Annotated in this window: 18 protein-coding genes and 1 tRNA gene; 10 read left to right on the top strand and 9 right to left on the bottom strand. The window is 70.6% G+C overall.

Features of this window, described 5'->3' with window-relative positions; translation table 11 throughout:
• Positions 1 to 104: 104 nt before the first annotated feature.
• The 5 genes from OG395_RS26040 to OG395_RS26060 all read left to right on the top strand — a co-directional run bounded on the left by OG395_RS26040 (position 105) and on the right by OG395_RS26060 (position 8,821).
• Positions 105 to 416 carry a hypothetical protein gene (locus tag OG395_RS26040; RefSeq protein ID WP_327245088.1) on the top strand — a complete coding sequence of 104 codons (312 nt, stop codon included), beginning with the start codon at positions 105 to 107 and terminating at the stop codon, positions 414 to 416.
• A gap of 105 nt (positions 417 to 521) precedes the next feature.
• Positions 522 to 1,862, top strand: a complete 1,341-nt coding sequence (eccD, locus tag OG395_RS26045; RefSeq protein WP_327245089.1) for a type VII secretion integral membrane protein EccD — start codon at positions 522 to 524, stop codon at positions 1,860 to 1,862.
• A gap of 54 nt (positions 1,863 to 1,916) precedes the next feature.
• Entirely contained in the window at positions 1,917 to 3,308 is a 1,392-nt protein-coding gene (locus OG395_RS26050) for a MinD/ParA family ATP-binding protein (protein WP_327245090.1), read from the top strand.
• Positions 3,309 to 3,345: 37 nt separating this feature from the next.
• Positions 3,346 to 7,320, top strand: a complete 3,975-nt coding sequence (gene eccCa, locus OG395_RS26055) for a type VII secretion protein EccCa (RefSeq protein WP_327245091.1) — start codon at positions 3,346 to 3,348, stop codon at positions 7,318 to 7,320.
• Between the two features lie 82 nt (positions 7,321 to 7,402).
• A complete protein-coding gene (locus tag OG395_RS26060; RefSeq protein ID WP_327245092.1) occupies positions 7,403 to 8,821 on the top strand; it encodes a DUF6177 family protein in 1,419 nt (472 codons plus the stop codon).
• Positions 8,822 to 8,887: 66 nt separating this feature from the next.
• Here the strand turns inward: OG395_RS26060 and OG395_RS26065 are convergent.
• Positions 8,888 to 8,961 (bottom strand) — tRNA-Thr (locus OG395_RS26065).
• A 547-nt stretch (positions 8,962 to 9,508) separates the two neighbouring features.
• On the opposite strand from OG395_RS26065, the gene OG395_RS26070 reads away from it, so the two are divergent.
• From OG395_RS26070 to OG395_RS26080, 3 genes are all read left to right on the top strand, one after another.
• Positions 9,509 to 10,645, top strand: a complete 1,137-nt coding sequence (locus tag OG395_RS26070; RefSeq protein ID WP_327245093.1) for an ABC transporter ATP-binding protein — start codon at positions 9,509 to 9,511, stop codon at positions 10,643 to 10,645.
• A 231-nt stretch (positions 10,646 to 10,876) separates the two neighbouring features.
• Positions 10,877 to 11,290 carry a hypothetical protein gene (locus OG395_RS26075; RefSeq protein WP_327245094.1) on the top strand — a complete coding sequence of 138 codons (414 nt, stop codon included), beginning with the start codon at positions 10,877 to 10,879 and terminating at the stop codon, positions 11,288 to 11,290.
• A gap of 35 nt (positions 11,291 to 11,325) precedes the next feature.
• Positions 11,326 to 12,036 carry a nucleotidyltransferase family protein gene (locus tag OG395_RS26080; RefSeq protein ID WP_327245095.1) on the top strand — a complete coding sequence of 237 codons (711 nt, stop codon included), beginning with the start codon at positions 11,326 to 11,328 and terminating at the stop codon, positions 12,034 to 12,036.
• Between the two features lie 75 nt (positions 12,037 to 12,111).
• Here OG395_RS26080 and OG395_RS26085 read toward each other — a convergent pair whose 3' ends face one another.
• The 6 genes from OG395_RS26085 to OG395_RS26110 form a co-directional block, all read right to left on the bottom strand.
• The gene (locus OG395_RS26085; protein ID WP_327245096.1) at positions 12,112 to 13,740 is read right to left on the bottom strand and encodes a DoxX family protein; all 1,629 of its coding nucleotides are present in this window, start codon (positions 13,738 to 13,740) and stop codon (positions 12,112 to 12,114) included.
• A gap of 205 nt (positions 13,741 to 13,945) precedes the next feature.
• The gene (gene rlmB / locus OG395_RS26090) at positions 13,946 to 14,902 is read right to left on the bottom strand and encodes a 23S rRNA (guanosine(2251)-2'-O)-methyltransferase RlmB (protein WP_037692873.1); all 957 of its coding nucleotides are present in this window, start codon (positions 14,900 to 14,902) and stop codon (positions 13,946 to 13,948) included.
• Positions 14,903 to 14,983: 81 nt separating this feature from the next.
• A complete protein-coding gene (cysS, locus tag OG395_RS26095) occupies positions 14,984 to 16,387 on the bottom strand; it encodes a cysteine--tRNA ligase (protein ID WP_266983126.1) in 1,404 nt (467 codons plus the stop codon).
• 607 nt (positions 16,388 to 16,994) lie between these two features.
• Positions 16,995 to 17,492, bottom strand: a complete 498-nt coding sequence (gene ispF, locus OG395_RS26100; RefSeq protein WP_037692876.1) for a 2-C-methyl-D-erythritol 2,4-cyclodiphosphate synthase — start codon at positions 17,490 to 17,492, stop codon at positions 16,995 to 16,997.
• Positions 17,482 to 18,228 carry a 2-C-methyl-D-erythritol 4-phosphate cytidylyltransferase gene (gene ispD, locus OG395_RS26105; RefSeq protein ID WP_327245097.1) on the bottom strand — a complete coding sequence of 249 codons (747 nt, stop codon included), beginning with the start codon at positions 18,226 to 18,228 and terminating at the stop codon, positions 17,482 to 17,484. Before ispD ends, ispF begins: the two co-directional genes overlap by 11 nt.
• Before the next feature lie 290 nt (positions 18,229 to 18,518).
• Positions 18,519 to 19,001, bottom strand: a complete 483-nt coding sequence (locus OG395_RS26110) for a CarD family transcriptional regulator (protein WP_006380568.1) — start codon at positions 18,999 to 19,001, stop codon at positions 18,519 to 18,521.
• 611 nt (positions 19,002 to 19,612) lie between these two features.
• Here OG395_RS26110 and OG395_RS26115 point away from each other — a divergent pair.
• Positions 19,613 to 20,254 carry a DUF461 domain-containing protein gene (locus tag OG395_RS26115; protein WP_327245098.1) on the top strand — a complete coding sequence of 214 codons (642 nt, stop codon included), beginning with the start codon at positions 19,613 to 19,615 and terminating at the stop codon, positions 20,252 to 20,254.
• 94 nt (positions 20,255 to 20,348) lie between these two features.
• Here OG395_RS26115 and OG395_RS26120 read toward each other — a convergent pair whose 3' ends face one another.
• The gene (locus OG395_RS26120; RefSeq protein WP_030977814.1) at positions 20,349 to 21,029 is read right to left on the bottom strand and encodes a response regulator transcription factor; all 681 of its coding nucleotides are present in this window, start codon (positions 21,027 to 21,029) and stop codon (positions 20,349 to 20,351) included.
• Positions 21,026 to 22,300, bottom strand: a complete 1,275-nt coding sequence (locus tag OG395_RS26125; protein WP_327245099.1) for a sensor histidine kinase — start codon at positions 22,298 to 22,300, stop codon at positions 21,026 to 21,028. Before OG395_RS26125 ends, OG395_RS26120 begins: the two co-directional genes overlap by 4 nt.
• A gap of 196 nt (positions 22,301 to 22,496) precedes the next feature.
• On the opposite strand from OG395_RS26125, the gene phoU reads away from it, so the two are divergent.
• The gene (gene phoU, locus OG395_RS26130; protein WP_327245100.1) at positions 22,497 to 23,174 is read left to right on the top strand and encodes a phosphate signaling complex protein PhoU; all 678 of its coding nucleotides are present in this window, start codon (positions 22,497 to 22,499) and stop codon (positions 23,172 to 23,174) included.
• Positions 23,175 to 23,365: the final 191 nt, after the last annotated feature.

Raw genomic sequence — 23,365 nt, forward strand, 5'->3', positions numbered from 1 at the left:
GGCCGCCGCGGACCGGTTCCGCCGTACGGGAACCCCTCCGGCCGGAGACCGACGGTTCGCCGACCATGACTGAGGCAACGGACGACTGAGGCAGCGGACGACTGATGGCACGGGATTACGACAGCCAGCTTCTGGAGTCGGTGGCGGTACGCCGCCGCAGGATGCGGGACGCACTGCTGTTCGGCCTGCAGCGGTCGCGACGCACGGCGGACGAGCGGCTCGGCAAGGTGTTCGCCGGGATCGCCATCGCGGCCGTCCTGTGCGCTGGATGCATCGGATGGTCCTTCCTCCAGCACACGCTGGCGAAGCAGAAGGCCGAGCAGGAGAAGCAGCAGCGCCAGGAACAGCAGTACGAGCAGCCGACGCCGACCGCGAAACCGGACAAGTCCGGTAAATCCAGCCCAGGTTCATCCTGATCCCGACCGCCCGACGACCCCCGTGAGCAACCGCATGGGCACGTCCGGTCCGCCCCCGTCCTCAACGTCGCGACGATAGGTTCCCGTAAAGTGGTGAGCACAACAATGACTTCCCGGGCTCAACTGAGCCGGGTGACCCTGGTCGGCGAGCGGCGCCGGGCCGACATCGTCCTCCCCTCGGACACTCCGATCGGTCAACTGCTCCCGGACATCCTGCAGTTGCTCGACGACCGGGCCGCATCACGCCCGATGACACGGCAGTTGATCACCTCGGACGGCTCCGCGTTGCCGCACGACAGCACCCTGTCCTCGGCCGAGATCGCGGACGGCGCCGTGCTCCGTCTCGTCCGTGCCCACTCCGCGCCGCCCGCCCCGGTCGTGCACGACGTCACCGACCTGGTGGCCGACGACCTCGACCTGCAGGCGTGGCGCTGGCGGCCCGCCGCGCGCCGGGCCAGCGCGGGCGTGGCAACCGTCACCTTCGCCGTCGTCGCCGCACTGCTCGCCCGTCAGGAGTTCGAGCTCGGCGCCCTCGCAGCTGCGCTCGTCGCGGTCACGCTCGTCCTCCTGGCGGCCGGTGCGCTCGTCGCCAAGATCGGCCAGGGCAACCTCGGACTCGCCACCGCGCTACTGCTCGCCTCCGGCGGGCTCGGCATCCTCACCGCCTGGACCGCCGCCGACGCCTACGACTGGCCGGGCACCGCACGGCTCGCCGCCGTCGCGGCCGCCCTCGTCGTGGTGCTCCTGCTCCTCGGCTACTTCTCGCCGCTCGGCCGCGGCGGACTCATCGGCGCCGCGGCGACCGCCGCGATCACCGTGGTGTGGGAGGCCGCCGCCGCCGTCCAGAGCGATCTGTCCCGGCTCGGCGCCGTGATGGCCGTCTTCTCCGTGGTACTGCTCGGCCTGCTGCCCCGGCTCGCCCTGATGGCCTCCGGGCTCACCGCACTCGACGACCGCCGCTCCGGCGGCATCTCCGTCAGCCGCCACCAGGTCGGCAACGCGCTCGCGGCCACGCACCGCGGCCTCGCCCTCGCCACGACGGTCACCGCGGTCTCCGCGGCCGCCGGCGGCTGGCTGCTCACCCAGGCGGACAGGCCCACGGTGTGGACCATGGCGCTCCCCTCCCTCGTCGCCCTCGTCCTGCTCTCCCGGGCGCGGGCCTTCCCGCTCGTCGCCGAGGTCGTGGCGCTCTTCGCCGCCTCCGCGGTTCTCGTCGTGCGCCTCGTGATGGTGTGGATGCACCACTCCGGCGGCGCGGGACCGCTCGCCGTACTGTGCGCGGCCGCGCTCCTGCCGCTGCTCGTTCTGGCAGTGCAGCCGCCCGAGCATGTGCAGGTCCGGCTGCGGCGCATGGGCGACCTGGTCGAGTCCATCGGCGTCGTGGGGCTCTTCCCGCTCGCCGTCGGTGCGTTCGGCCTGTACGGACAGCTGCTCAACAAGTTCTGAGTCGACGCTCAGGCGCTCCGAGCGGGGCAGCAGGGCGGAAAAAGAAGGGCTGACATGCCGAACGCAGAAAACTGGCAGGGTGACGTGCTGCGCGACCTGCGCGGCGCCACCCCGCAGGGCACGCCGCAGCAGGGCCCGCAGGGCCCCGCCGGACAGCCGCAGGGCGCCCCCGCCGGCCCCGGCTTCCCCACGCAGAGCGCACCCGCGCCGGAGGCCGACTACGGGTACCCGCCGGTGCAGCACCCCGGCCACCAGGCCGCCCCCGCGGAGCAGTACCAGCAGGCGGAGCAGTACCGGGCGCAGCAGTACCAGCAGCAGGAGCAGCACCAGGCACAACAGGCCCAGCAGTACCAGGCACAGCAGGGGCAACAAGCCCAGCAGGCACAGCAGTATCAGGCGGATCAGTACCAAGCCCAGCAGTACCAGGCACAACAGGCCCAGGCCCAGGCCCAGGCGCAACACGCTCAGCCGTACCAGGGGCAGCAACCCCGGGCCGCCTACACCCCCTCCACCAGCGCCCACCGCACCCCCGACTCCCGGCCCGTCGTGGACAAGAGCCTCGTCACTGCCGGACGCAAGCCGCGGCACGGGCAGTCCTTCGCCTCGCGTGCCACCCGCGCCGTGCGCCGTACCGTCTCCTCGTCGGCCGCGAAGGAGGTCGCCGAGATCACACGGGTCGCCGAGGTGCTCCAGCAGCCCGTGACAACCGGGCGGCAGATCGCCGTCACCTCCATCCGGGGAGGCGCCGGCAAGACGACCGTCGCCGCGCTGCTCGGCACCACGTACGCGCACTACCGGCAGGATCCGGTCCTCGTCGTCGAGGCCGACCCGGCGCTCGGCTCGCTGCCGCTGCGGCTCGGCGCGGAATCGCTCCGCTGGACCATCGGCGACTTCGCGGACATCGTCGAACCGCAGATGTCACTGCTCGACATCACCGGCTATCTCGTCCAGCTGCCCGGCAACGCCTGGCTGCTGCCGGGCAGCCAGGGGCAGATCGGCGCGATGCTCGGCAGCAGGGCGTACGAGGGCGTCATGGTCTCGCTGCGCCGCTACTTCGGGGTCACGGTCGTCGACTGCGAGACACTGCCCGCCGAGGTCGCCCGCGTCGCGCTCTCCGCCGCCCAGGCCCGCATCCTGACCGCCCCCGCCACGCTGGAGGGCGTCACCAGCACGTACTCGGTGCTCCAGTGGATGCAGGGACTTCCGAAGCATGTGATCGCCGGCACGGTCGTCGTCCTCACCGAACTCGTGCCGCACCCGGGACTCGACCTCGACGAGGCCGCCGAGAAGCTCAGGTCCACCGGGGCGAGCGTCCAGGTCCTGCCGTACGACCGGCATCTGGCGGCCGGCGGCCTGATCCGTACCGAGCTGCTCGCCCACTCGACCAGGGAAGCCGCCACCCGCCTCGCCGCGGACGTCTTCCAGCTCTCCCAGAAGCGCCACTGACCCAGATGCCGAGCCCGACCGTGAGTGACGGACGCCGATGAGTACCCGACTGATCCACCGCCCGGCCAGGACCACCCGGCCCGCGGCCCCCTCCGAGGCACGCACCATCGAGGCACCGCCCAACCTCCCCGAGGGGAAATCGGGCAACATCGCGATGTCGCTCCTGCCCGTCGCCGGCGTCATGTCGTCCGTCGTGATGATGACCGTCGTACGGAACAGCCAGTTCGCCGGGCTCGGTGCGATCATCCTCGTCGTCACCGTCATCGGATCCGTCGCGCTCGTCTTCTCGCAGCGCGGCAAGGCGCAACGCACCCGTCGCACCCAGCGCGAGGCGTACCTCGCCTATCTGGAGGACCTGCGCGAGGAACTCTCCGGCGAGGAGCGCGAGCGGCGCGAGCGGACCGAGATCCTCACCCCGCCGCCGGACGCCCTGTACGACATCGTGCGCGACCCGGCCCGGCTGTGGGAGCGACGCCGCGCCGACGGCGACTTCCTGCGGGTGCGTGTCGGCACCGGTGAGATGCCCGTACGCGATCTGAAGGTCGCCCAGCAGGGCTCCTCGGTCCTCACACCGCCCGACCGGTTCATGCTCAACGAGGCGTCGGCCCTGATGGCCCGGTTCCGTACCGGCACCGAACTCCCGCTCACCGTCCCACTCGACCGCGTCGGCAACGTCAGCGTGATCGGCCCCCGCGAGGACTGCCTGCGCGTCGCCCGCGCCCTGCTCGTCCAGACCGCCGCGACCCACGCCCCCGACGACGTGGCCATGGCACTGGCCGTGCCCGGCGACCGGCTGGCCGACTGGGAATGGGCCAAGTGGATGCCGCATCTGCTCGACACCGAGCAGCTCGACGGCCCCGTCGCCGCCCGCCGCATCGCCCCGTCCGCGCCCCAGCTCGCCCGGCAGATCGGCGCCGAACTGCGCCGCCGCGCCTCGTACGCGGCCGAGGTGCGCCGCGGTCTGTCCGGCAAGGACGCCCTGTCCATGACGTCGCGCCTCCTCGTCGTGGCCGACGGACACGGCGAGGACGCCGTGGACCTGCCGTGCCCCGACGACGCGGTGGGGCTGCGCGACATGGGCGTCACCATGCTGCACCTGCTCGAACAACGCATCCAGGAACCGGGACACGTCGGCGTACGCATCACCGTCGACGGCGACCAGGTACTCATCGAGGACCTGCGCGAGCAGGAGCCGGTCAGCGCCCACGGCACCGTCGACGAGGTCAGCATCCCGTTCGCCGAAGGTCTCGCCCGGATGCTCGCACCGCTGCGCCTGGCCGCCGAATCGCTCGTCGACGCCCCGCTGTCCGGACCCGTCGACTTCGCCGACCTGCTCGGCATCGACGACGTGGCACGGCTCGACCTGTCCCACCTGTGGGCACCCCGCGGCGAACGCTCCTTCCTGCGCGTGCCGATCGGCGTCAGCGACTCCCGCGAACCGGTCCTCCTCGACCTGAAGGAGTCCTCCGAACTCGGCATGGGCCCGCACGGGTTGTGCGTCGGCGCCACCGGGTCCGGCAAGTCGGAACTGCTCCGCACCCTCGTCCTCGCCCTCGTCGCCACCCACCCGCCCGAGGACCTGGCGCTCGTCCTCGTCGACTACAAGGGCGGTGCCACGTTCGCCCCGTTCGCGGACCTGCCGCACGTCGCCGGCGTCATCACCAACCTGGAGAACCAGGCCGGCCTCGTCGAGCGGGTCCACGCCTCGCTCGCCGGCGAGGTCAAACGCCGCCAGCAGGTCCTCAAGGACGCCGGCAACGTCGCCGACATCGGTGACTACGCCGCGCTCCGCGCCGACAAGCGGCCCGACCTGGACCCGCTGCCCCACCTGTTCGTCGTCATCGACGAGTTCGGTGAACTCCTGACCGCCAAGCCGGACTTCATCGACCTGTTCCTGTCCATCGGCCGCATCGGCCGGTCCATCGGTGTGCACCTGCTGCTGTCCAGCCAGCGCATCGAGGGCGGCAAGCTCAAGGGCCTGGACACCTACCTCTCGTACCGGCTCGGTCTGCGGACGTTCTCCGCCGACGAGTCCCGCACAGTGCTGGACACCACCGACGCCTTCCACCTGCCGCCGCTGCCCGGTTTCGGCTTCCTCAAGGTCGACACCAGCCACTACGAGCGCTTCAAGGCGAGCTACGTCTCCGGCGCCTACCGCGGCCCCGTACAGCGCGCCGAGGAAGCGGAGTCCGGACCCCTCGCTCTCGAGTACGAGGCGTTCAACACCCTTGCCAAGAACGAGAACACGGGCGACCGGGAGCCCACGGTCCGACGCCGCGAGACCGGGCCCACCGAGATGGGCGTCATCGTCGACCAGCTGCAGAACGCCGCCGATCCGGTACGCCGCATCTGGCTGCCTCCACTGCCCTCCGCCATCTCCCTGGACAAGGTCGCAGGCCCCCTGGACGTCGGCCCGCGCGGCATGCAGCTCGCCAAGCGCCGCGGCCCCCTCCAGGTACCGCTCGGCCTGCTCGACGACCCCACCAAGCAATGGCAGGGCCAGTGGTACCTGGACCTCACCGTGGCAGGCGGCCACGCCGCCGTCATCGGCGGCCCGCAGTCCGGCAAGACGACCCTCCTGCGCACCCTCGCCCTCTCCCTCGCACTGACCCACACCCCGCAGGAAGTCGGGATCTACGGCCTCGACCTCGTCGGCGGCGGTCTCCAGGCGCTGGCGGACCTGCCGCACGTCGGCGGCGTCGCAGGCCGCGCCGACCGTGACCGCGCCGGACGCACCGTCGAAGAGGTACGGGGCGCCCTCGCGGTCCGTGAGGACCTCTTCCGCGACCACGGCATCGACTCCGTCGAGCAGCTGCGCACCCTGCACGCGGCAGGCCGGCTGCCGCAACTGGCCTCCGCCGAGATCGTGCTCGTCATCGACGGATTCGGCGCGCTGCGCGACGACTTCGAGGAGCTGGACGACGCCGTCGTCGACATCCTCAAGCGCGGCGGCGGCTACGGCATCCACGTCGTCGCCGGCATGCTCCGCTGGAACGACGTCCGCATCGCCACCCAGTCCAACTTCGGCACCCGCGTCGAACTGCGCCTGAACGACCCCAGCGAGTCCAGCATCGACCGCAAGCTCGCACAGACCCTGGCACCCGACGAGCCCGGCCGTCTCCTCACCGACGGAAAGCTCTTCACCCAGGTCGCGCTCCCCCGCACGGACGGACTCGCCGACACCTCGGACCTGGGCGCCGTCCTGGAACGCACCGCCCGCACGATCCGTGCCACCTGGAGCGGCGACGTCGCCCAGCCGGTACGGGTACTGCCGCACATCCTGGAGCCGCACCTGCTGCCGGGCCCGGTCGCCGAGCCCAAGCGGGTACCGATCGGCCTGGACCAGACGGCGCTCGCGCCCGTACTGCTCGACCTGTTCCACCACGACCAGCACCTGCTGATCATGGGCGACAGCGAGTGCGGCAAGACGAACCTCCTCAAGACCATCGCCGGCGGACTCATCGAGCGCTACAGCGAGGACGAGCTGGTCTTCGCCGTCATGGACCCGCGCCGCGGACTGCGCGGCGCGATCCCCGAGGAGTTCCGCGGCGGCTACGCGTACAACGCCAAGATGTGCGCGGGTCTCGCCGCCGGTATCGCCACCGAGCTGGAGAAGCGGCTGCCCGACGACAGCGCGGACACCGAGGACCTGGAGCCCGGCAGCTGGGGCAGCGGACCACGGATCGTCGTCCTCGTCGACGACTACGACGTACTGACCACCGCGGGACTGGCCCCGCTCGCCCCGTTCCTGCCGTACATCCCGTCCGCGGTCGACATCGGGCTGCACTTCGTGCTGACCCGCCGCGTCGCCGGTGCCTCGCGCGGCATGTACGAACCACTGGTGCAGGGCCTGCGCGAGTCCGGCGCCTCGGCGATCCTCATGGCGGGCGACCGCAGCGAAGGCCAGCTCTTCCCCGGCGTGTACGCCACCCAGCAGCCCGCGGGCCGCGGCGTCCTCATCCGCAGGGGCCAGTCGAACCGCCTGATCCAGACCGTGTACACCGCCGAGTGACACACCCGGGAGCCGTCCCCGTCACGACGGCCGCACGACGCAGAACAACCACGCCACGGACGACGAAGGACCGGACGACCACATGACCAAGGACGTCATCGCCCTCACCCCGAGAATGCCCGATCCGCTCAGCGTGATCGCGGGTCTGCTCTCCGGAGGCCCCGACAAGCTGGTGGAAACGGTCGGCGAGGACGCCGTCGTGCAGCTCTGCGACCCGGAGGGCCGGCCGCTCGTCTCCGTCGAGGCACCCCTTCTCGTCCAGGTCGCCGGTGAGGCGGAGCGGCTCCTCGGGGCGACCGCGCCCGAGGTCCCGTTCTGGTGGACGGAGGCACGCGCCACCACCGGCGTCGAGGAGGCCGAGCGGATCGCGGGCACCTTCGCCGCCCGGCTGGTCGCCCTGGCCGGCGGCTCCGCCTGGCCGCCGGAGGCCGCGCGCTCCATCGCCGTGGTGAAGACCGACGGCGTCAGCGTCGCACCCACGCCCGCCGCCGCACAGCCGGCCGTCGACGCCCTCACCGACAAGGTCGCGGTCGTCATCCAGGACCGCCCGGTGGTCGCGATGACGGCCTGGCTCTCCGACGCCTTCCGGGCCACCGCCAACGCCGAGCTCGGCCTCCAGATCGTCACCGCCCCGGGGGTCACGCTCTCCCCCGCCGTACGGGGCAGCCTCCCCGGCTGGCCGTCGCGCTGGGTCGTGCAGGACGAACGGGACGGCTACTACGACGGGCTGTCCGGGGCCGTGCTGCGTTGGCAGAACGGCCTGTTCGCACCGGTCGAGGCAGCCGACGCCACGCCCGAGGACCCGCGCACCCCGGTGGCCGCGTCGTTCAAGGAGGTCGCCGACACCGGCGAGCGCCAACTGGCCGTCTCGTTCCGCACCGTCCACCCCGCCGACGAGCGCCTCGTTCTCGGCGGCTCCATCGAGGCGGTGTGGCGCGAGCTCACCGGCGCACCCCCGGCAGGCTGGGGCACCGCGGAACCCGCCAACCTGCCCTGGTCACTGCGCCAGCTGACCGATGTCGCCTACGACCGGGCGCCCCAGCCGACCTGGGCCGTGGTGGTCGGCAGCCCGGACCGGCCCGCTCTCGCCACAGTCCGGATCAGCCGGACGACGGGCGGCGTGGAGGAGGACGTCACCCTGGCGCTCGGCTACGGGGCCGACGAGGACATGCCGCTGGACGCCCTCCCCAGGGCCGCGGAGATCCTCGCCACCCGCCACCACCTCCAGTCGATGCTGGTCCAGATCCGCAAGGCCCGCCGCGACCTGGCGGTGCCGCCCCGCTTCGAGGGCCCCGGAGTCCCCCTGGCCTTCGTGCTGGGCGCCGAGGAGGTCCGCGAGATGCCGGGCGACCGCGCCCGCCGCACCCCACTGTCCGAACCCCCGGTCCAGCTCGGCCCGAAGACCCGCCCCGCGCTGTACTACCCGCTGCCGGGCGACCCGTCGGACCTGTCGGGCTGGCAGGACTTCGAACGCCTGATGCGACACCTGAAGGGCGTCTGACCGGTCTCCGGAGGTACTCAGAACATAAAAAATCCCAGGTCAGCACGGGGCTGACCTGGGGTTTTGAGCCCCCTGTCGGATTCGAACCGACGACCTACGCATTACAAGTGCGGCGCTCTGGCCAGCTGAGCTAAGGAGGCAACGCGCACATCAATGCCGCGCGCGCAAGCTCCCTCACTCTACACAGCGGTCCACCTCCTGATCCACGAAGTTCTTCCGCACCCGTGACCACTCGACCATCCGTGCGTTAAGGGGACTGACGAGCTGTTCCGACTATCGGACGGCCGGACCGGGGGAGCTGTCCGAGGTGCTCCTGGCCGCCCGAGCGGTCGCGATACGAGTGTTACGGACCGACGGACCGTCGGCCGACATGCCTGTGGAGCCCACGTAAGACCGGCCGGGTGTGACCCCCCAGGGTTGCGTCGGGTCGGCGGCGGGCGATGAAGCAGGAAGTGCTGCACCCATGGCAGAAGGCCAAAAGGCAATCGCTCTGTCTACGCGTATGCACAAGGTCAAAAGTTCGCTGTTCTGCCTGGGCCGTCCCCGACGGGAGATATCCGTCGCCCTCGAACTACTGACAGATTCGAGATGTCCAGGTAGCGTCGCTGAGGATTCACTCAAGTGGACCAGACCACTCCCTACTCGGATCGTCCGGCACGTTCCTGCCGGTGGAGGAGAAGATTCAGCATGGCCAGTGTCACGTTCGACAAGGCGTCCCGCGTCTACCCCGGCTCCACCAAGCCCGCCGTGGACCAGCTCGAGATCGACATCGCGGACGGTGAGTTCCTCGTCCTCGTCGGTCCTTCCGGTTGTGGCAAGTCGACCTCCCTGCGCATGCTCGCGGGTCTCGAGGACGTCAACGGCGGCGCGATCCGCATCGGTGACCGCGATGTCACGCACCTGCCGCCGAAGGACCGGGACATCGCCATGGTGTTCCAGAACTACGCGCTCTACCCGCACATGTCCGTCGCGGACAACATGGGCTTCGCGCTGAAGATCGCCGGTATCAACAAGACCGAGATCCGGGCGAAGGTCGAAGAAGCCGCCAAGATGCTGGACCTCACGGAGTACCTGGACCGCAAACCGAAGGCGCTCTCCGGTGGTCAGCGCCAGCGTGTCGCGATGGGGCGCGCCATCGTGCGTGAGCCGCAGGTCTTCCTCATGGACGAGCCTCTGTCGAACCTCGACGCCAAGCTCCGCGTCTCCACCCGTACGCAGATCGCGTCGCTCCAGCGCCGCCTCGGCATCACGACCGTGTACGTCACGCACGACCAGGTCGAGGCCCTCACCATGGGTGACCGCGTCGCGGTCCTCAAGGACGGTCTGCTGCAGCAGGTCGACTCGCCGCGCAACATGTACGACCGCCCGGCCAACCTCTTCGTCGCCGGCTTCATCGGCTCCCCGGCCATGAACCTGGTCGAGGTCCCGATCACCGACGGTGGCGTGAAGTTCGGCAACAGCGTCGTCCCGGTCTCCCGCGAGGCGCTCACCGCCGCCGCGGACAAGGGCGACAGCACGGTCACGGTCGGCATCCGCCCGGAGCACTTCGACATCGTCGAGCACGGTGGCGCCGCCGCCAAGTCGCTCTCCAAGGACAGCGCCGACGCCCCGGCCGGTCTGGCCGTCTCGGTCAACGTCGTCGAGGAGCTCGGCGCCGACGGCTTCGTCTACGGTTCCGCGCGCGTCGGCGGGGCGGACAAGGACCTGGTCGTCCGCGTCGGCGGCCGCGCCGTGCCGGAGAAGGGCACCACGCTGCACGTCGTGCCGCGCCCGGACGAGCTGCACGTCTTCTCGACCTCGACGGGTGAGCGTCTCACCGACTGACGTCACACACGCCGTACGACGGCCCCGCACCCCTCGTGGTGCGGGGCCGTCCGCGTACCGAAGCGCGTGTACGGGTTTGAGCCCGGGCGTCCGGCATCTTCGGCAAATACCCTGGTACTTCGGTCATTTCACCGGCGGTCGTCAACGCGGGATTCGAAAAACATCCTCGAACCATCCCCCGCAAGGGTGACGCAATGTCGTCAATTCATCACTCCCCGCTACGCTCGCTGCGTGACCCACACCGCGCGCCGCATCGGCCGAACTCTCGCTCTCGTCCTGCCCGTCGTCATGGTCCTCTCCGGGACTCTCGCGGTCACCCGTGTGCCGTGGGCAGCGCACAACTTCGAGGCGCAGGTCCTCACCGCGTCGGCTCGGACCGTATCGAAGCACGCCACGCCGCACACCCCGCAGGATGTCCTGCGCGACCGGCTGCTCGTGGAGCTTCAGGAGAAGGACCCGGGCGTCGCGCTGACGGACCTCCAGCGCGCCGTCGAGGGGCGCCCCTCGCTCGCCCGGCACTGCATGTCGATCGCCAGGGCGCTGGGCCGCGCCGCGGTCGAGCAGTACGGTCCGACGCGGGCGCACCGGTTCTCCCGCCCGGTCTGCGACACGTCGTTCGCCTCGGGTGTCGCGCAGTTCAGCTGACCGGCCCGGTCCGGGCACGGCCTATCGTGCCCGACATGCATACGTATCCGACGCAAGCCGTGATCCTGGCAGGTGGCCAGGGATCGCGGCTGCGCCCGTACACCGATGACCGCCCCAAGCCGATGGTCGAGATCCCTGGCACCGGGACCCCGATCATCGGCCATCAGCTTTCCTGGCTGGCCGCCGAGGGCGTGACCGATGCCGTCGTCTCGTGCGGTCATCTGGCCGAGGTGCTCCAGGAGTGGCTCGCGGAGGCCGTCCTGCCGCTCCGGGTGACCACTGCGGTGGAGTCGGAGCCGCTGGGCCGCGGCGGCGGCCTGAGGTACGCCGCCGCCCGACTGCCTGACCCGTCGGAGCCCTGGTATGCCACCAACGGCGACATCTGGACCCGTTTCTCGCTGCGTGAGATGGCCGCGTTCCATGCGGAACGCGATGCGACCGCCACGCTGGCTCTGGCCCGTCCTCGTATCCCGTGGGGTGCCGTGGAGACGGACGCGTTCGGGCACATCACCGACTTCATCGAGTCGCCGCCGTCCCCGTATCTGATCAACGCTGGTGTGTACGTCTTCTCGCCGGCGTTCACGGCGCTGCTGCCGGAACGCGGCGACCATGAGCGGACGACGTTCCCGCGGCTGGCCCGCGAGCGGCGGCTGGCCGGGTATCCGCTGCCGCACGGGGCGTACTGGCGGGCCATCGACACGGCGAAGGATCTGGCCGAGGCGGCGAAGGAGCTGGACGGTCGATAGCGCAGCGAGGCGGCACGGCGGGGAGGGGCGGTCACCGGAGTTCCGGTGACCGCCCCTCCCCGCGTGGCGTGCGGTTCAGCCGAGCAGGCCGCCGATCGGATTGCGGCCGCCGCCCGACGTGCCGCCGGAGGTCGAGCCCGTGGAGCCGCCATCGGTCGAACCACCACCGGTGGAGCCGCCGCCCGTGCCGGTGGAGCCGGAGGAGCTCGGTCCGGCGCTGGTCGTCGGGGGCTGCTGCTGCGGGGTTGTCCGCTGCGGGGGCTGCTGCCCGGTGCCCTGTGTCTGGCTGGGCTGTCCGGCGCCGGAGCCGGCGGCCAGGCCGGACTCGCGGACGCTGTCCGTGCCCGGCGTGGACGCCTGTGCGGAGGGCGTGGCAGCGGCGCTGGAGCGTGACGGGGAGGGCTTCTGTCCGGCGGGGCTGCGCGAGGCCCTGCCCTTGCCCGACTCCTGCGGGAGCGGGGAGCCGGGGAGCTGGTTGGTCGGGTTGTCGTTCGGTCCGGGCACGGTGACGACCTCGGAGGAGCGGACGGCGCCGCCGAGCATCGAACCGATGAGCAGGGTGAGCCCGACGACGACGGTGGCGACGACGGCGCCGCGGCGCAGCACCCGGCGGCGCAGGTCCCAGATCGCGGTGCGCGGGCCGAGCCTGCGCCATGCCTCGCCGGCCAGGCGCCCGTCGACGGAGTAGACGGGGGCGCCCGCGATGACGAGCGGGCTCCACGCGGCGAGGTAGATGATGTCCGGTGCGTCGTAGACAGCGACGGTCCGCCAGCTGACGGTGACCAGCAGTGCGGCGGAGAGCAGGGTGCCGACCGAGGCGGCGACCCGCTGCCAGAGGCCGAGGACGGTGAGGACGCCGACGATGACCTGGAGGAAGGCGACGGTGAGTCCGGCGCCGACCGGGTGCGAGAGTGCGAAGTCCCGCAGTGGTTCGGCGAGTCCCCAAGGGTGCAGCGAGGTCAGCCACTTGACCATGGAGCCGCGCTCGCCACCGTCGAAGTAGACGGGGTCGCAGAGTTTGCCCATGCCCGCGTAGATGGAGATGAAGCCGAGGAACACCCGCATCGGCAGGAGTACGACCCCGAGGTTCATCCGGCGTCCGGGGTAGTACGCGTGGCGGACGGTGTCGGCGCTGTGCCGTTGCGACCTGCTCCCGACGGTCTGGTCGAACTCGTCGTCCTCGTACGGCTCATGGTCGTACGAACCGGTGTCGACGGCGTCGTAGGCGCCGACCGCCTGTCGCATCGGGGGAAGCAGCGGGCCTCTGCCGTGGCGGCCGCCGGAGCGGTGGGGGGCGGGGATGACGGGGGTGGGCTGGGTCTCGTCCAGGCGCGGGATGACCTGGGTGGTGCCCGAGCCGGCGTCGAACTCGTCGCCGTACGGGCCGTACCCGCCGTCGAGGCCGACCGCGGTGGAGTTCCGGACGGCCTGGAGGAGCCCGGTGGCGCCGGGGTCGCCGGGGGCGGACTTGCCGCTCCACACGACGGGCGAGCGCCTGGGGCGTTCCGCCCCGCTGCCGCTCATGGCGGGAACCCTGACGGACCCCGCGGGGGCGGCACCGCGCACCCGTGCGCGCTGGCCGGGGGCGAGCTGCACCCGGAAGCTGGCGTGGTTGACGATGACCTGCGCTGGGTCGCAGTCCACCTTGGCCATGCTCAGGGCGGGTAGTTCGTCGAACCGAGGCGTTCTGGTGTCCACACTCATCTAACCGAGTGATGTGTGATTAGGACACTGCCTTGACGGCCCCGATGTGTCCGAGACCCGTCAACAGACCGGGGCGGTGCGGAGGCCGGGGGTGCGCGCGGCGGTCGGTGCCTGCGCGTCCGTCGAGGTCGGAGCCCTGCGCTGCCGTCCGGCAGTGCGGGCTCCCGGACGGGCCGGTCTCGGGCCCGTCCGGGAGTCGTCCCGGTCAGACGCGGCGCCGAGCCGCCTCGTACAGCACGATGCCCGCGGCGACGCCGGCGTTCAGCGACTCCGCGCCGCCCGGCATCGAGATGCGGACCCGGTAGTCACAGGTCTCGCCGACGAGGCGTCCGAGGCCCTTGCCCTCGCTGCCGATGACGATGACGACCGGACCGCCGAGGGCGTCCAGGTCCTCGACGGTGTGCTCGCCGTCCGCGGCGAGGCCGACAACCGTGATCCCGGCCTTCTGGTAGCCCTCCAGGGCGCGCGTCAGGTTCGTCACCCGGGAGACCGGCGTACGGGCCGCCGTACCCGCCGAGGACTTCCAGGCGCCCGCCGTCATCCCGGCCGCACGCCGCTCCGGCACGACCACGCCGTGGCCGCCGAACGCGGAGACGGAGCGGACGATCGCACCGAGGTTGCGCGGGTCGGTGACGCCGTCGAGGGCGACGATCAGCGGGTCCTCGCCGTTGTCGTACGCGGCGGCGGTGAGGTCCTCCGGGTGCGCGTACTCATACGGCGGGACCTGCAGGACGAGGCCCTGGTGGTTCAGGCCGTTCGTCATCCGGTCGAGCTCGGGGCGCGGCGCCTCCATCAGGTTGATGTTGCCGCGCTGGCCGGCGAGCTGGAGCGCGTCGCGCACCCGCTCGTCGTTGTCGATGTACTGCTGGACGTACAGGGTGGTCGCCGGGACGCCGTCGCGCAACGCCTCGTAGACCGGGTTGCGGCCCACGACCATCTCGGACGTGCCCTTGGCGCCACCGCGCCGCGGGGCGGGCCGACGGACCGCGGCCTGCTTCGCCTGGGCGTTGGCGATCCGGTTCTTCTTGTGTCCCTTGCGGGCGGAGGCGGGCGGCGTCGGTCCCTTGCCTTCGAGACCACGGCGTCGGTTACCGCCGCTGCCGACCTGCATGCCCTTCTTGTTGGACGTGCGGCGGTTCCTGCGCTGGCTGTTCCCGGCCATGACCTACCTGTTTCGTTGCTTCAGACATGCGTATGTAAGTGAAAGTGTGCCGCCCGGAACGCCGGGCGGCACATGGGCGGACTACTGGCGCGGGCCGAGCGTCCACCGTGGGCCCGTCGGACTGTCCTCGATGACGAGGCCCGACTGGTTGAGCTGGTCGCGGATGGCGTCGGCGGCGGGCCAGTCCTTGCGTTCGCGAGCCGACTGGCGCTGGTCCAGGACGAGGCGTACGAGCGTGTCAACGACCCCGTGCAGATCGTCGCCGCGGTCGCTCTCGCCCGCCCACTGTTCGTCGAGCGGGTCGAGGCCGAGGACGCCGAGCATCGCGCGGACCTCCGCGAGTCTGGCGACTGCCGCTTCCTTGTCGTCGGCGGCGAGTGCGGAGTTGCCCTGCCGGACAGTGGTGTGGACGATCGCGAGCGCCTGCGGGACGCCCAGGTCGTCGTCCATCGCCTCGGCGAACGCGGGCGGCACCTCGGCGGCGGCCACGACTTCGCCGCCGGCCTTCTCGATGACCCGCTGGACGAAGCCCTCGATCCGCGCGAACGCGGACTCCGCCTCGCGCAGCGCCTCCTCGCTGTACTCGATCATCGACCGGTAGTGCGGGGTACCGAGGTAGTAGCGCAGCACGATGGGCCGCCACGCCTTGACCATCTCGCTGACCAGCACCGAGTTGCCGAGCGACTTCGACATCTTCTCGCCGGACATGGTGACCCAGCCGTTGTGCACCCAGTACTTCGCGAACTCGTCGCCGTAGGCCTTCGCCTGGGCGATCTCGTTCTCGTGGTGCGGGAAGATCAGGTCGATGCCGCCGCCGTGGATGTCGAAGGCGGTGCCGAGGTACTTGTGCGCCATGGCGGAGCACTCCAGGTGCCAGCCGGGGCGGCCACGGCCCCATGGGGTCTCCCAGCTGGGCTCGCCCGGCTTGCTCGCCTTCCACATCGCGAAGTCGCGCTGGTCGCGCTTGCCGGTCTCGCCCTCGCCGGACGGCTGGCGCAGGTCGTCGAGGTCCTGGTTGGAGAGCTCCAGGTAGCCGGGGAAGGACCGCACGTCGAAGTAGACGTTGCCGTCGGCCTCGTAGGCGTGACCGCGCTCGATGAGGCCGCGCATCATCTCGATCATCTCGGTGATGTGGCCGGTGGCACGCGGTTCGTAGGTGGGCGGGAGGCAGCCGAGAGCGTCGTAGCCGTCGTTGAACGCGCGCTCGTTCTCGTACCCGATCGACCACCAGGGGCGGCCCTGCTCGGCCGACTTTCCGATGATCTTGTCGTCGATGTCGGTGACGTTCCGGATGAACGTGACGTCGTAGCCGCGGTAGGCGAACCAGCGGCGCATGATGTCGAAGTTCAGCCCGGACCGGATGTGCCCGATGTGCGGGGCGGCCTGGACGGTCGCGCCACAGAGGTAGATCGAGACGCAGCCCGCTGTGAGCGGGACGAAGTCACGGATCTGCCGGGCGCTGGTGTCGTACAGGCGAATAGTCACCCCTCAAGGGTAGTGGGCCCGCACCTGTGCGCAGTGCCCCCTTGGGGCTAGCGGAACAACTTCGTGTCGTCGGCGTCCGAAAGTGCCTGCCGTCTTTGTCCTCAATCGCCGGACGGGCTCCAATTTTCGGCGCCGTGCCCCGGGGGCGCCGCCGCACCGTGCGGTGGGTGGTGGGCAGGGCCCCTCCGGGGCGTCTCCTCAGGACTGGCGCGAAAGCCGGCAACGCGGACGAACCCGGCACGTACGCCAGTCCCTGCGGGGACTCCCCTGCACGGCCCCACCCAGGCATCGCCCGCGCCCCCGACCCGGCGGTCGTGACAGGAGCACACACCGGGCCGCTGACGCGCGACGGCCGGTCCGGGGCCGTGCAGGGGAGTCCCCGCAGGACGACGAACGGATACCCGGGCTCCCCCGCGTACCCGCCGAACGTTCGTCGTTCGAGGAGACACCCCGGAGGGGCCCCGGACCACCCACGGGGGCAGGCGACCGTGCCACCAGGGGCCAGCCGCACCCCTCAAGCCCGTCCGGCGATTGAGGACGGAACCGGTCACCCCGGACCGGGGTGGGACCACCCAGCAGACCCGCCCCGCTCAGGGGCCCCGCACGGTCAGCCCACCCGGTAGACCAGCGCCGTCGCGAGCCCCGCGAGCCCCTCCGCACGGCCGGTGAATCCGAGCCCGTCCGATGTGGCGGCCGAGAGCGAGACCGGGGCGCCCACCGCTGCCGACAGCACCTTCTGCGCCTCGTCGCGCCGCTTGCCGATCTTCGGTCGTACGCCGATGACCTGTACGGCGACGTTCCCGATCTCGAACCCCGCTGCCCGTACGATCCGCGCCGCCTCGGTCAGCAGCGTGACGCCCGCGGCGCCGGACCACTCGGGGCGCCCCGTCCCGAAGTGCTGTCCGAGGTCGCCGAGCCCGGCGGCCGAGAACAGCGCGTTGCAGGCGGCGTGCGCCACGACGTCGGCGTCGGAGTGCCCGGCGAGACCGGGGCCCTCGCCCTCCCAGAGCAGGCCCGCGCACCACAGTTCGCGACCCTCCTCGAAGGCGTGGATGTCCGTGCCGATGCCGACCTGCGGAATCACCGGCGCGTGCTCAGAACCCATCGTTCGCCCTCCTGCGCGCGAGAACCGCCTCGGCCAGCACCAGGTCGAGCGGCCGGGTCACCTTGAATGCCTCTTCGTGCCCGGGTACGACGACGACGGGTGCCCCGAGCTGTTCGACCATGCCCGCGTCGTCGGTCGCGCCGTCACCGTCGACGGCGACGCTCTCGTGGGCGCGGACCAGAGTGTCCCGGTCGAAGCCCTGCGGGGTCTGCACGGCGCGCAGCCTGGCCCGTACGGGCGTGCCGAGCACCGGCTCCGGGTCGCCGGGCGCGCCGGGCTCGACCTCCTTGACGGTGTCGGCGAGCGGCAGCGCGGGGACGACGGCGGGCGCACCGTCGCGTACGGCCTCGATCACGGCGTCCACGGTGTCGACCGGCACCAGCGGGCGTGCCGCGTCGTGGACGAGGACGGTGGAGATGTCCTCGGGGAGCGCGGCGAGGCCGAGGCCGACCGATTCCTGGCGGGTGTCGCCGCCCGGCACGACGAGGTAGTCGGTGCGCTCGGGCAGGGCGTGTTCGTCCAGCAGGTTCTTGACCTCGGGCGCACCGTCCGCCGGGGCGACGACAACGACGAGGGAGACGGACCGGGACGCCGCCATGGCCCGTACCGCGTGGATGAGCATGGGCGTGCCGCTCAGCGCACGGAGCGCCTTGGGGGCGCCCGGGCCGAGCCGTACGCCTCGGCCGGCGGCGGGAATCACCGCGGCGGTGCGGTACGGACGCGATTGATCAGACATCGGTTGCACTCCGAAGCATCAGCATGTTTGTTTCCACGGCCGACATGGGTATGGCCACAAGCGAGCCGGGCGCGACGCCTTGACTTGGCCGGGACCCTTTCCGTGACACCCGGTCGAGTTCGGGCAAGCCACAGCGGCTGCGCGGGGTCGGCTTTACAAGATCGCGAGCAAAGTATCGATGGGATAGCCGGATCCGAATCCGGACATGCCGCAGCGCCCGACGACACACCGTGAATACGGCTGGTCAGCGGGCACCGCGGCACATTTATTTACGACCGGTGCGATCCGGGTCAGGACGCGAGAACCTCGTCGAGCAGAGCCTCGGCCTTGTCCTCGTTCGTGTTCTCCGCGAGAGCGAGCTCACTCACCAGGATCTGGCGAGCCTTGGCAAGCATGCGCTTCTCACCTGCGGAGAGTCCGCGCTCACGCTCGCGACGCCACAGGTCGCGGACGACTTCGGCGACCTTGATGACATCGCCGGAGGCGAGCTTTTCCAGATTTGCCTTGTAGCGCCGGGACCAGTTCGTCGGCTCTTCGGCGTAAGGTGCGCGCAGCACCTCGAAGACCCGGTCCAGGCCCTCCTGCCCGACTACGTCGCGCACGCCCACGAACTCGGCATTGTCCGCCGGGACACGAACCGTCAAGTCACCCTGGGCGACCTTGAGCACCAAGTAGGTCTTGTCCACGCCTTTGATCTGGCGAGTTTCGATAGCCTCGATCAGCGCGGCCCCGTGATGGGGATAGACCACGGTGTCGCCAACCTTGAACGTCATGTGACAGGTACCCCTTCCGTGGCTATCAAGAGTAACACGAGAACAGCTTCTCCTGAATGACGTTTTCGCAGGTCAGGGCATATCTCGGGGCTTGACAACAGCAACACGAACGTGCTGCGGAAGGGATCGGGAAGGCGGTAATCGCAGGTCGGAGCGGCTGTACGGGTGGGGTGAAACACGTACGTCACACACGCCCGAACCCCCTCCGAAGTGGCCGAACGTCCCGTTTTGCCGGATTCCAGATGGTGAACTTTCCGTACTCCGTTCGGAGATCGATCACCCGTACGGACGTAAGTGCCGATGGCCAATAGAATTGATCAACGGCCGGGGATCGCGGAGATTATGCGCAAGGAATACGCCACGGTCCGAGGAATTGATCAAGCCTGTTATGTGAACAGCATGCGAATCGCGGGGGCGGGGCGGCGTGCCGGCGGATCGGGGACCTGGCTGCGGACACGGCTCGTGATGCCCGGGGCCCGTAGGGGCGGGTCGGGTGCGGGGCGGGGACGACGGCTCGGTAACCTAAGCCCGCTGACACACCCTTAGGGCGGCTTTACGCCGCTCGCCCCTCCCGTCCGTGAAGTCCGTACGTTCAAGGAGTTGCCGCAGCCGTGAGCCGCAGCCTTCGACGCGGCGCCCTTGCCGCCACTGCCATCGTGATCTCGATCGGTGCACTTTCCGCGTGTGGTGCCGGCAATGACGCGCAGACGCTCGAAATCAAGCCGGACAGCGCTGCCACCACCATCGGTGACATCCGGATCCAGAACGCGAACGTCGTCACCCAGCCGGAGCGCAACGCCAAGGGCCCGGCCGTCGTCACCGCGACGCTGTTCAACAACGGCGTCGCACAGCAGACGCTGGACTCGATCACCCTCCCGGGCACCGGCGCGGCGGTGCAGCTGCACGCCGCCAAGGGTGCGGGACCGATCGTCGTCCCGGCCGGGGGCAAGGTCGTCATCGGCGGCAAGGGCAATGCCGCCGCAGTGATCGAGAACGGCCGCGAGGCCGCGCAGAACGGCAACGTGCAGTCGGTCGTCTTCAAGTTCAGCAGGACCGGTGAGGTCCCGCTCGGCGTGTTCGTCGTCCCGGCCACCAGCTACTTCACCGGCTTCGGCCCGAGCTCGGTGCCGACGCTGCCGTCCGAGACGCCCGCAGCGACGCCGTCCGGATCCGCGACGCCGGGCAACCCCTCCGAGTCGCTCGGAGCGGAGGGCCCGACGGACGCCGCGTCGGCCTCGCAGCCGGCCGGGTGACGTCCGCGGACACGCACGACGGAGGCGCCTCCCGAGCGGGAGGCGCCTCCGTCGTATGTGCTCCGCCCGGCAGCCTGCCGTACGGACCCGGGGTTTACGGCTCGAACTTGTACCCCAGGCCCCGCACCGTCACCAGGAAGCGCGGCGCCCCCGGGTCGGGCTCGATCTTGGCGCGCAGGCGCTTGACGTGGACGTCGAGGGTCTTCGTGTCGCCCACGTAGTCCGCGCCCCAGACACGGTCGATCAGCTGCATCCGGGTCAGCACCCGGCCCGCGTTGCGCAGCAGCATCTCCAGCAGGTCGAACTCCTTGAGCGGGAGGTCGACCTTGCCGCCGGAGACCGTGACGACGTGACGGTCCACGTCCATCCGGACCGGGCCCGCCTCCAGGGCGGCCGGGGTGACCTCCTCCGGCTCCCCGCGGCGCCGCAGCACCGCACGGATGCGGGCGACGAGCTCCCGCGAGGAGAACGGCTTGGTCACGTAGTCGTCGGCTCCTATTTCCAGGCCGACGACCTTGTCGATCTCGCTGTCCTTGGCCGTGACCATGATCACGGGGACGTTGGACCTGCTGCGCAGCTGGCGGCAGACCTCGGTGCCGGGCAGGCCCGGCAGCATCAGGTCGAGGAGGACGAGGTCGGCGCCGTTGCGCTCGAACTCGTCGAGCCCGTCGGGGCCCGTGGCCGCGATCGCGACCTCGAAGCCTTCCTTGCGGAGCATGTAGGACAGAGCGTCGCTGAAGGATTCCTCATCCTCGACGACAAGCACTCGGGTCACGGAAGGACCTCCGGGGCAGGAAATGGTTCGAGAGTGTCGGGGTCGGCGGTCCGGTAGGTCCCGTCGTCACCGTTGACGATGAGCGGTCCGCCCGTTGTACGGTCTCGGTCCCGTACGGAGCCCGCTTCGGGCAGCCGCAGGGTGAAGGTGGAGCCCTGTCCCTCCGAGCTCCAGACCGTGACCTCCCCGCCGTGCGAGGCGGCCACATGTTTGACGATGGCGAGGCCGAGACCGGTGCCACCGGTGGCCCGTGAGCGGGCCGGGTCGACGCGGTAGAAGCGTTCGAAGACCCGCTCGCGGTCCTTCTCCGAGATGCCGATGCCCTGGTCGGTCACGGCAATCTCGATCTGGTCCCCGCCCGGTACGGCCAGGCGCCTCGCGGCGATGCCGACACGGGTGCGGGCGGGGCTGTAGTTGACGGCGTTCTCCACGAGATTGCCGAGCGCCGCGGCGAGCTGGCCGCGGTTGCCCCAGATCCGGAGCTCCGCGGTGCCGCCGGCGGCCATGGTGATCTGTTTCGCGCCGGCCTGCTGCCGGCAGCGGTCGATGGCCTCGGCGACCAGTTCGTCGACCCGTACCGGCTCGGCGTCCTCCAACGGGTCGTCGTTCTGCACCCGGGAGAGGTCGATGAGTTCCTGTACGAGGTTGGTCAGCCGGGTCGCCTCGATCTGCATCCGGCCCGCGAACCGCTCGACCGCCTCCGGGTCGTCGGACGCGTCCATGACCGCTTCGGAGAGCAGCGAGAGGGCTCCCACCGGGGTCTTGAGCTCATGGCTGACGTTGGCGACGAAGTCGCGTCGTACCGCTTCGATACGCCGGGCCTCGGTGAGGTCCTCGACCAGCAGGAGCACCAGCCGGGAGCCGAGCGGGGCGACCCGTGCCGAGACTGCGAGAGCCTCGCCCCGGCCCGTACCGCGCCGGGGGAGGTCCAGCTCGACCTGCCGTATCTCACCGTCCCGGCGGGTGTCCCTCGCCATGTGCAGCATGGGTTCGACGGCCAGCCGGCCGCCCCTGACCAGTCCCAGCGCATACGCGGCGGAGCTGGCCTTGACGACACTGTCGCTCTCGTCGAGCACGACCGCGGAGGAGGAGAGCACGGAGAGCACCGTGTCGACCCCGGGGGGCAGTGCCCCGTTGCTGTCGGGCCGCAGGGACGTGCGCGTGGGTTTCTTCTGGTCGCGCTCGCTCCAGCGGAACGCCAGCATGGCGATCACACCGGTACACAACCCGGCGATCGCTGCAGCTGCGGCGACCGCCGCGTTCACGTCCATACGTCAAGGTTAAGCGGGTGCGACAGCTCTCTCCCAGCCATCCGAGGGCGTACTCGAACACTCGTCGCCCAGAGTTCACCGAGGAGCAAGTGCTGGTTCACTTGGTCGGCCGGATCCGGACGCGTACACCCCACAGGGTGAGAGCGTGGGGTTCAGATCTGGCCCCGGCCTTAGTGAGGACTGGAGAGGGACTTCCATGCGCGACGCTTACCACGAGGAACTCGACTCGATCGGAGAGGGCCTGGTCGAGATGGCCCGGCTCGTCGGGTCGGCGATCGGCCGGGCGACGACGTCCATGCTCGACGCCGATCTCAAGCTCGCGGAGAGCGTGATCGCCGCGGACCAGAAGGTCGACGACCTCCAGCACGACCTGGAGGCGCGGGCGATCGCCCTCCTCGCGCGCCAGCAGCCCGTGGCGACCGATCTGCGGATCGTGGTCACGTCGCTCCGGATGAGTGCCGACCTGGAGCGCTCGGGCGACCTGGCCCAGCACGTGGCCAAGCTGGCCCGGCTGCGCTTCCCGCAGTCGGCGGTGCCGCACGACCTGCACGCCACCATTCTGGAGATGGGGCAGCTGGCGCAGCGCCTGATGGCCAAGGCCGCCGAGGTGATCATCACGAAGGACGTCGACCTGGCGCTCCAGCTGGAGCAGGACGACGACGAGATGGACCTGCTGCACCGCACGCTGTTCCAGCACCTGATGGACGACCGCTGGAAGCACGGCATCGAGACCGCGGTCGACGTGACGCTGCTCGGCCGTTACTACGAGCGCTTCGCCGACCACGCGGTGTCGGTCGCCAAGCGGGTCGTCTATCTGGTGACGGGTGAACACGCGGACGACATCCAGAATGCGGCGTCGGTAGAGGGCGCGTAGCGGGTAGGAGACCGCGCGTTTTGCGCGGGTGTGCCTTGGATGCGCCGTCTGTGCGCCGTTGATGGGGCGGCTGGAGTGGGCATGAATGGGATGGGGCGGCAGGCGGAACGCCTGGTGGTACGCCCCGGTCGTACGTCGCTGTCGGTCGTACGGCCCTGCCGTACGTCTGGATGTACGTCCTAGAGGAGGAA

Origin of the sequence: Streptomyces sp. NBC_01320, assembly GCF_035974375.1 — a bacterium.
GTDB classification, from domain to species: domain Bacteria; phylum Actinomycetota; class Actinomycetes; order Streptomycetales; family Streptomycetaceae; genus Streptomyces; species Streptomyces yanii.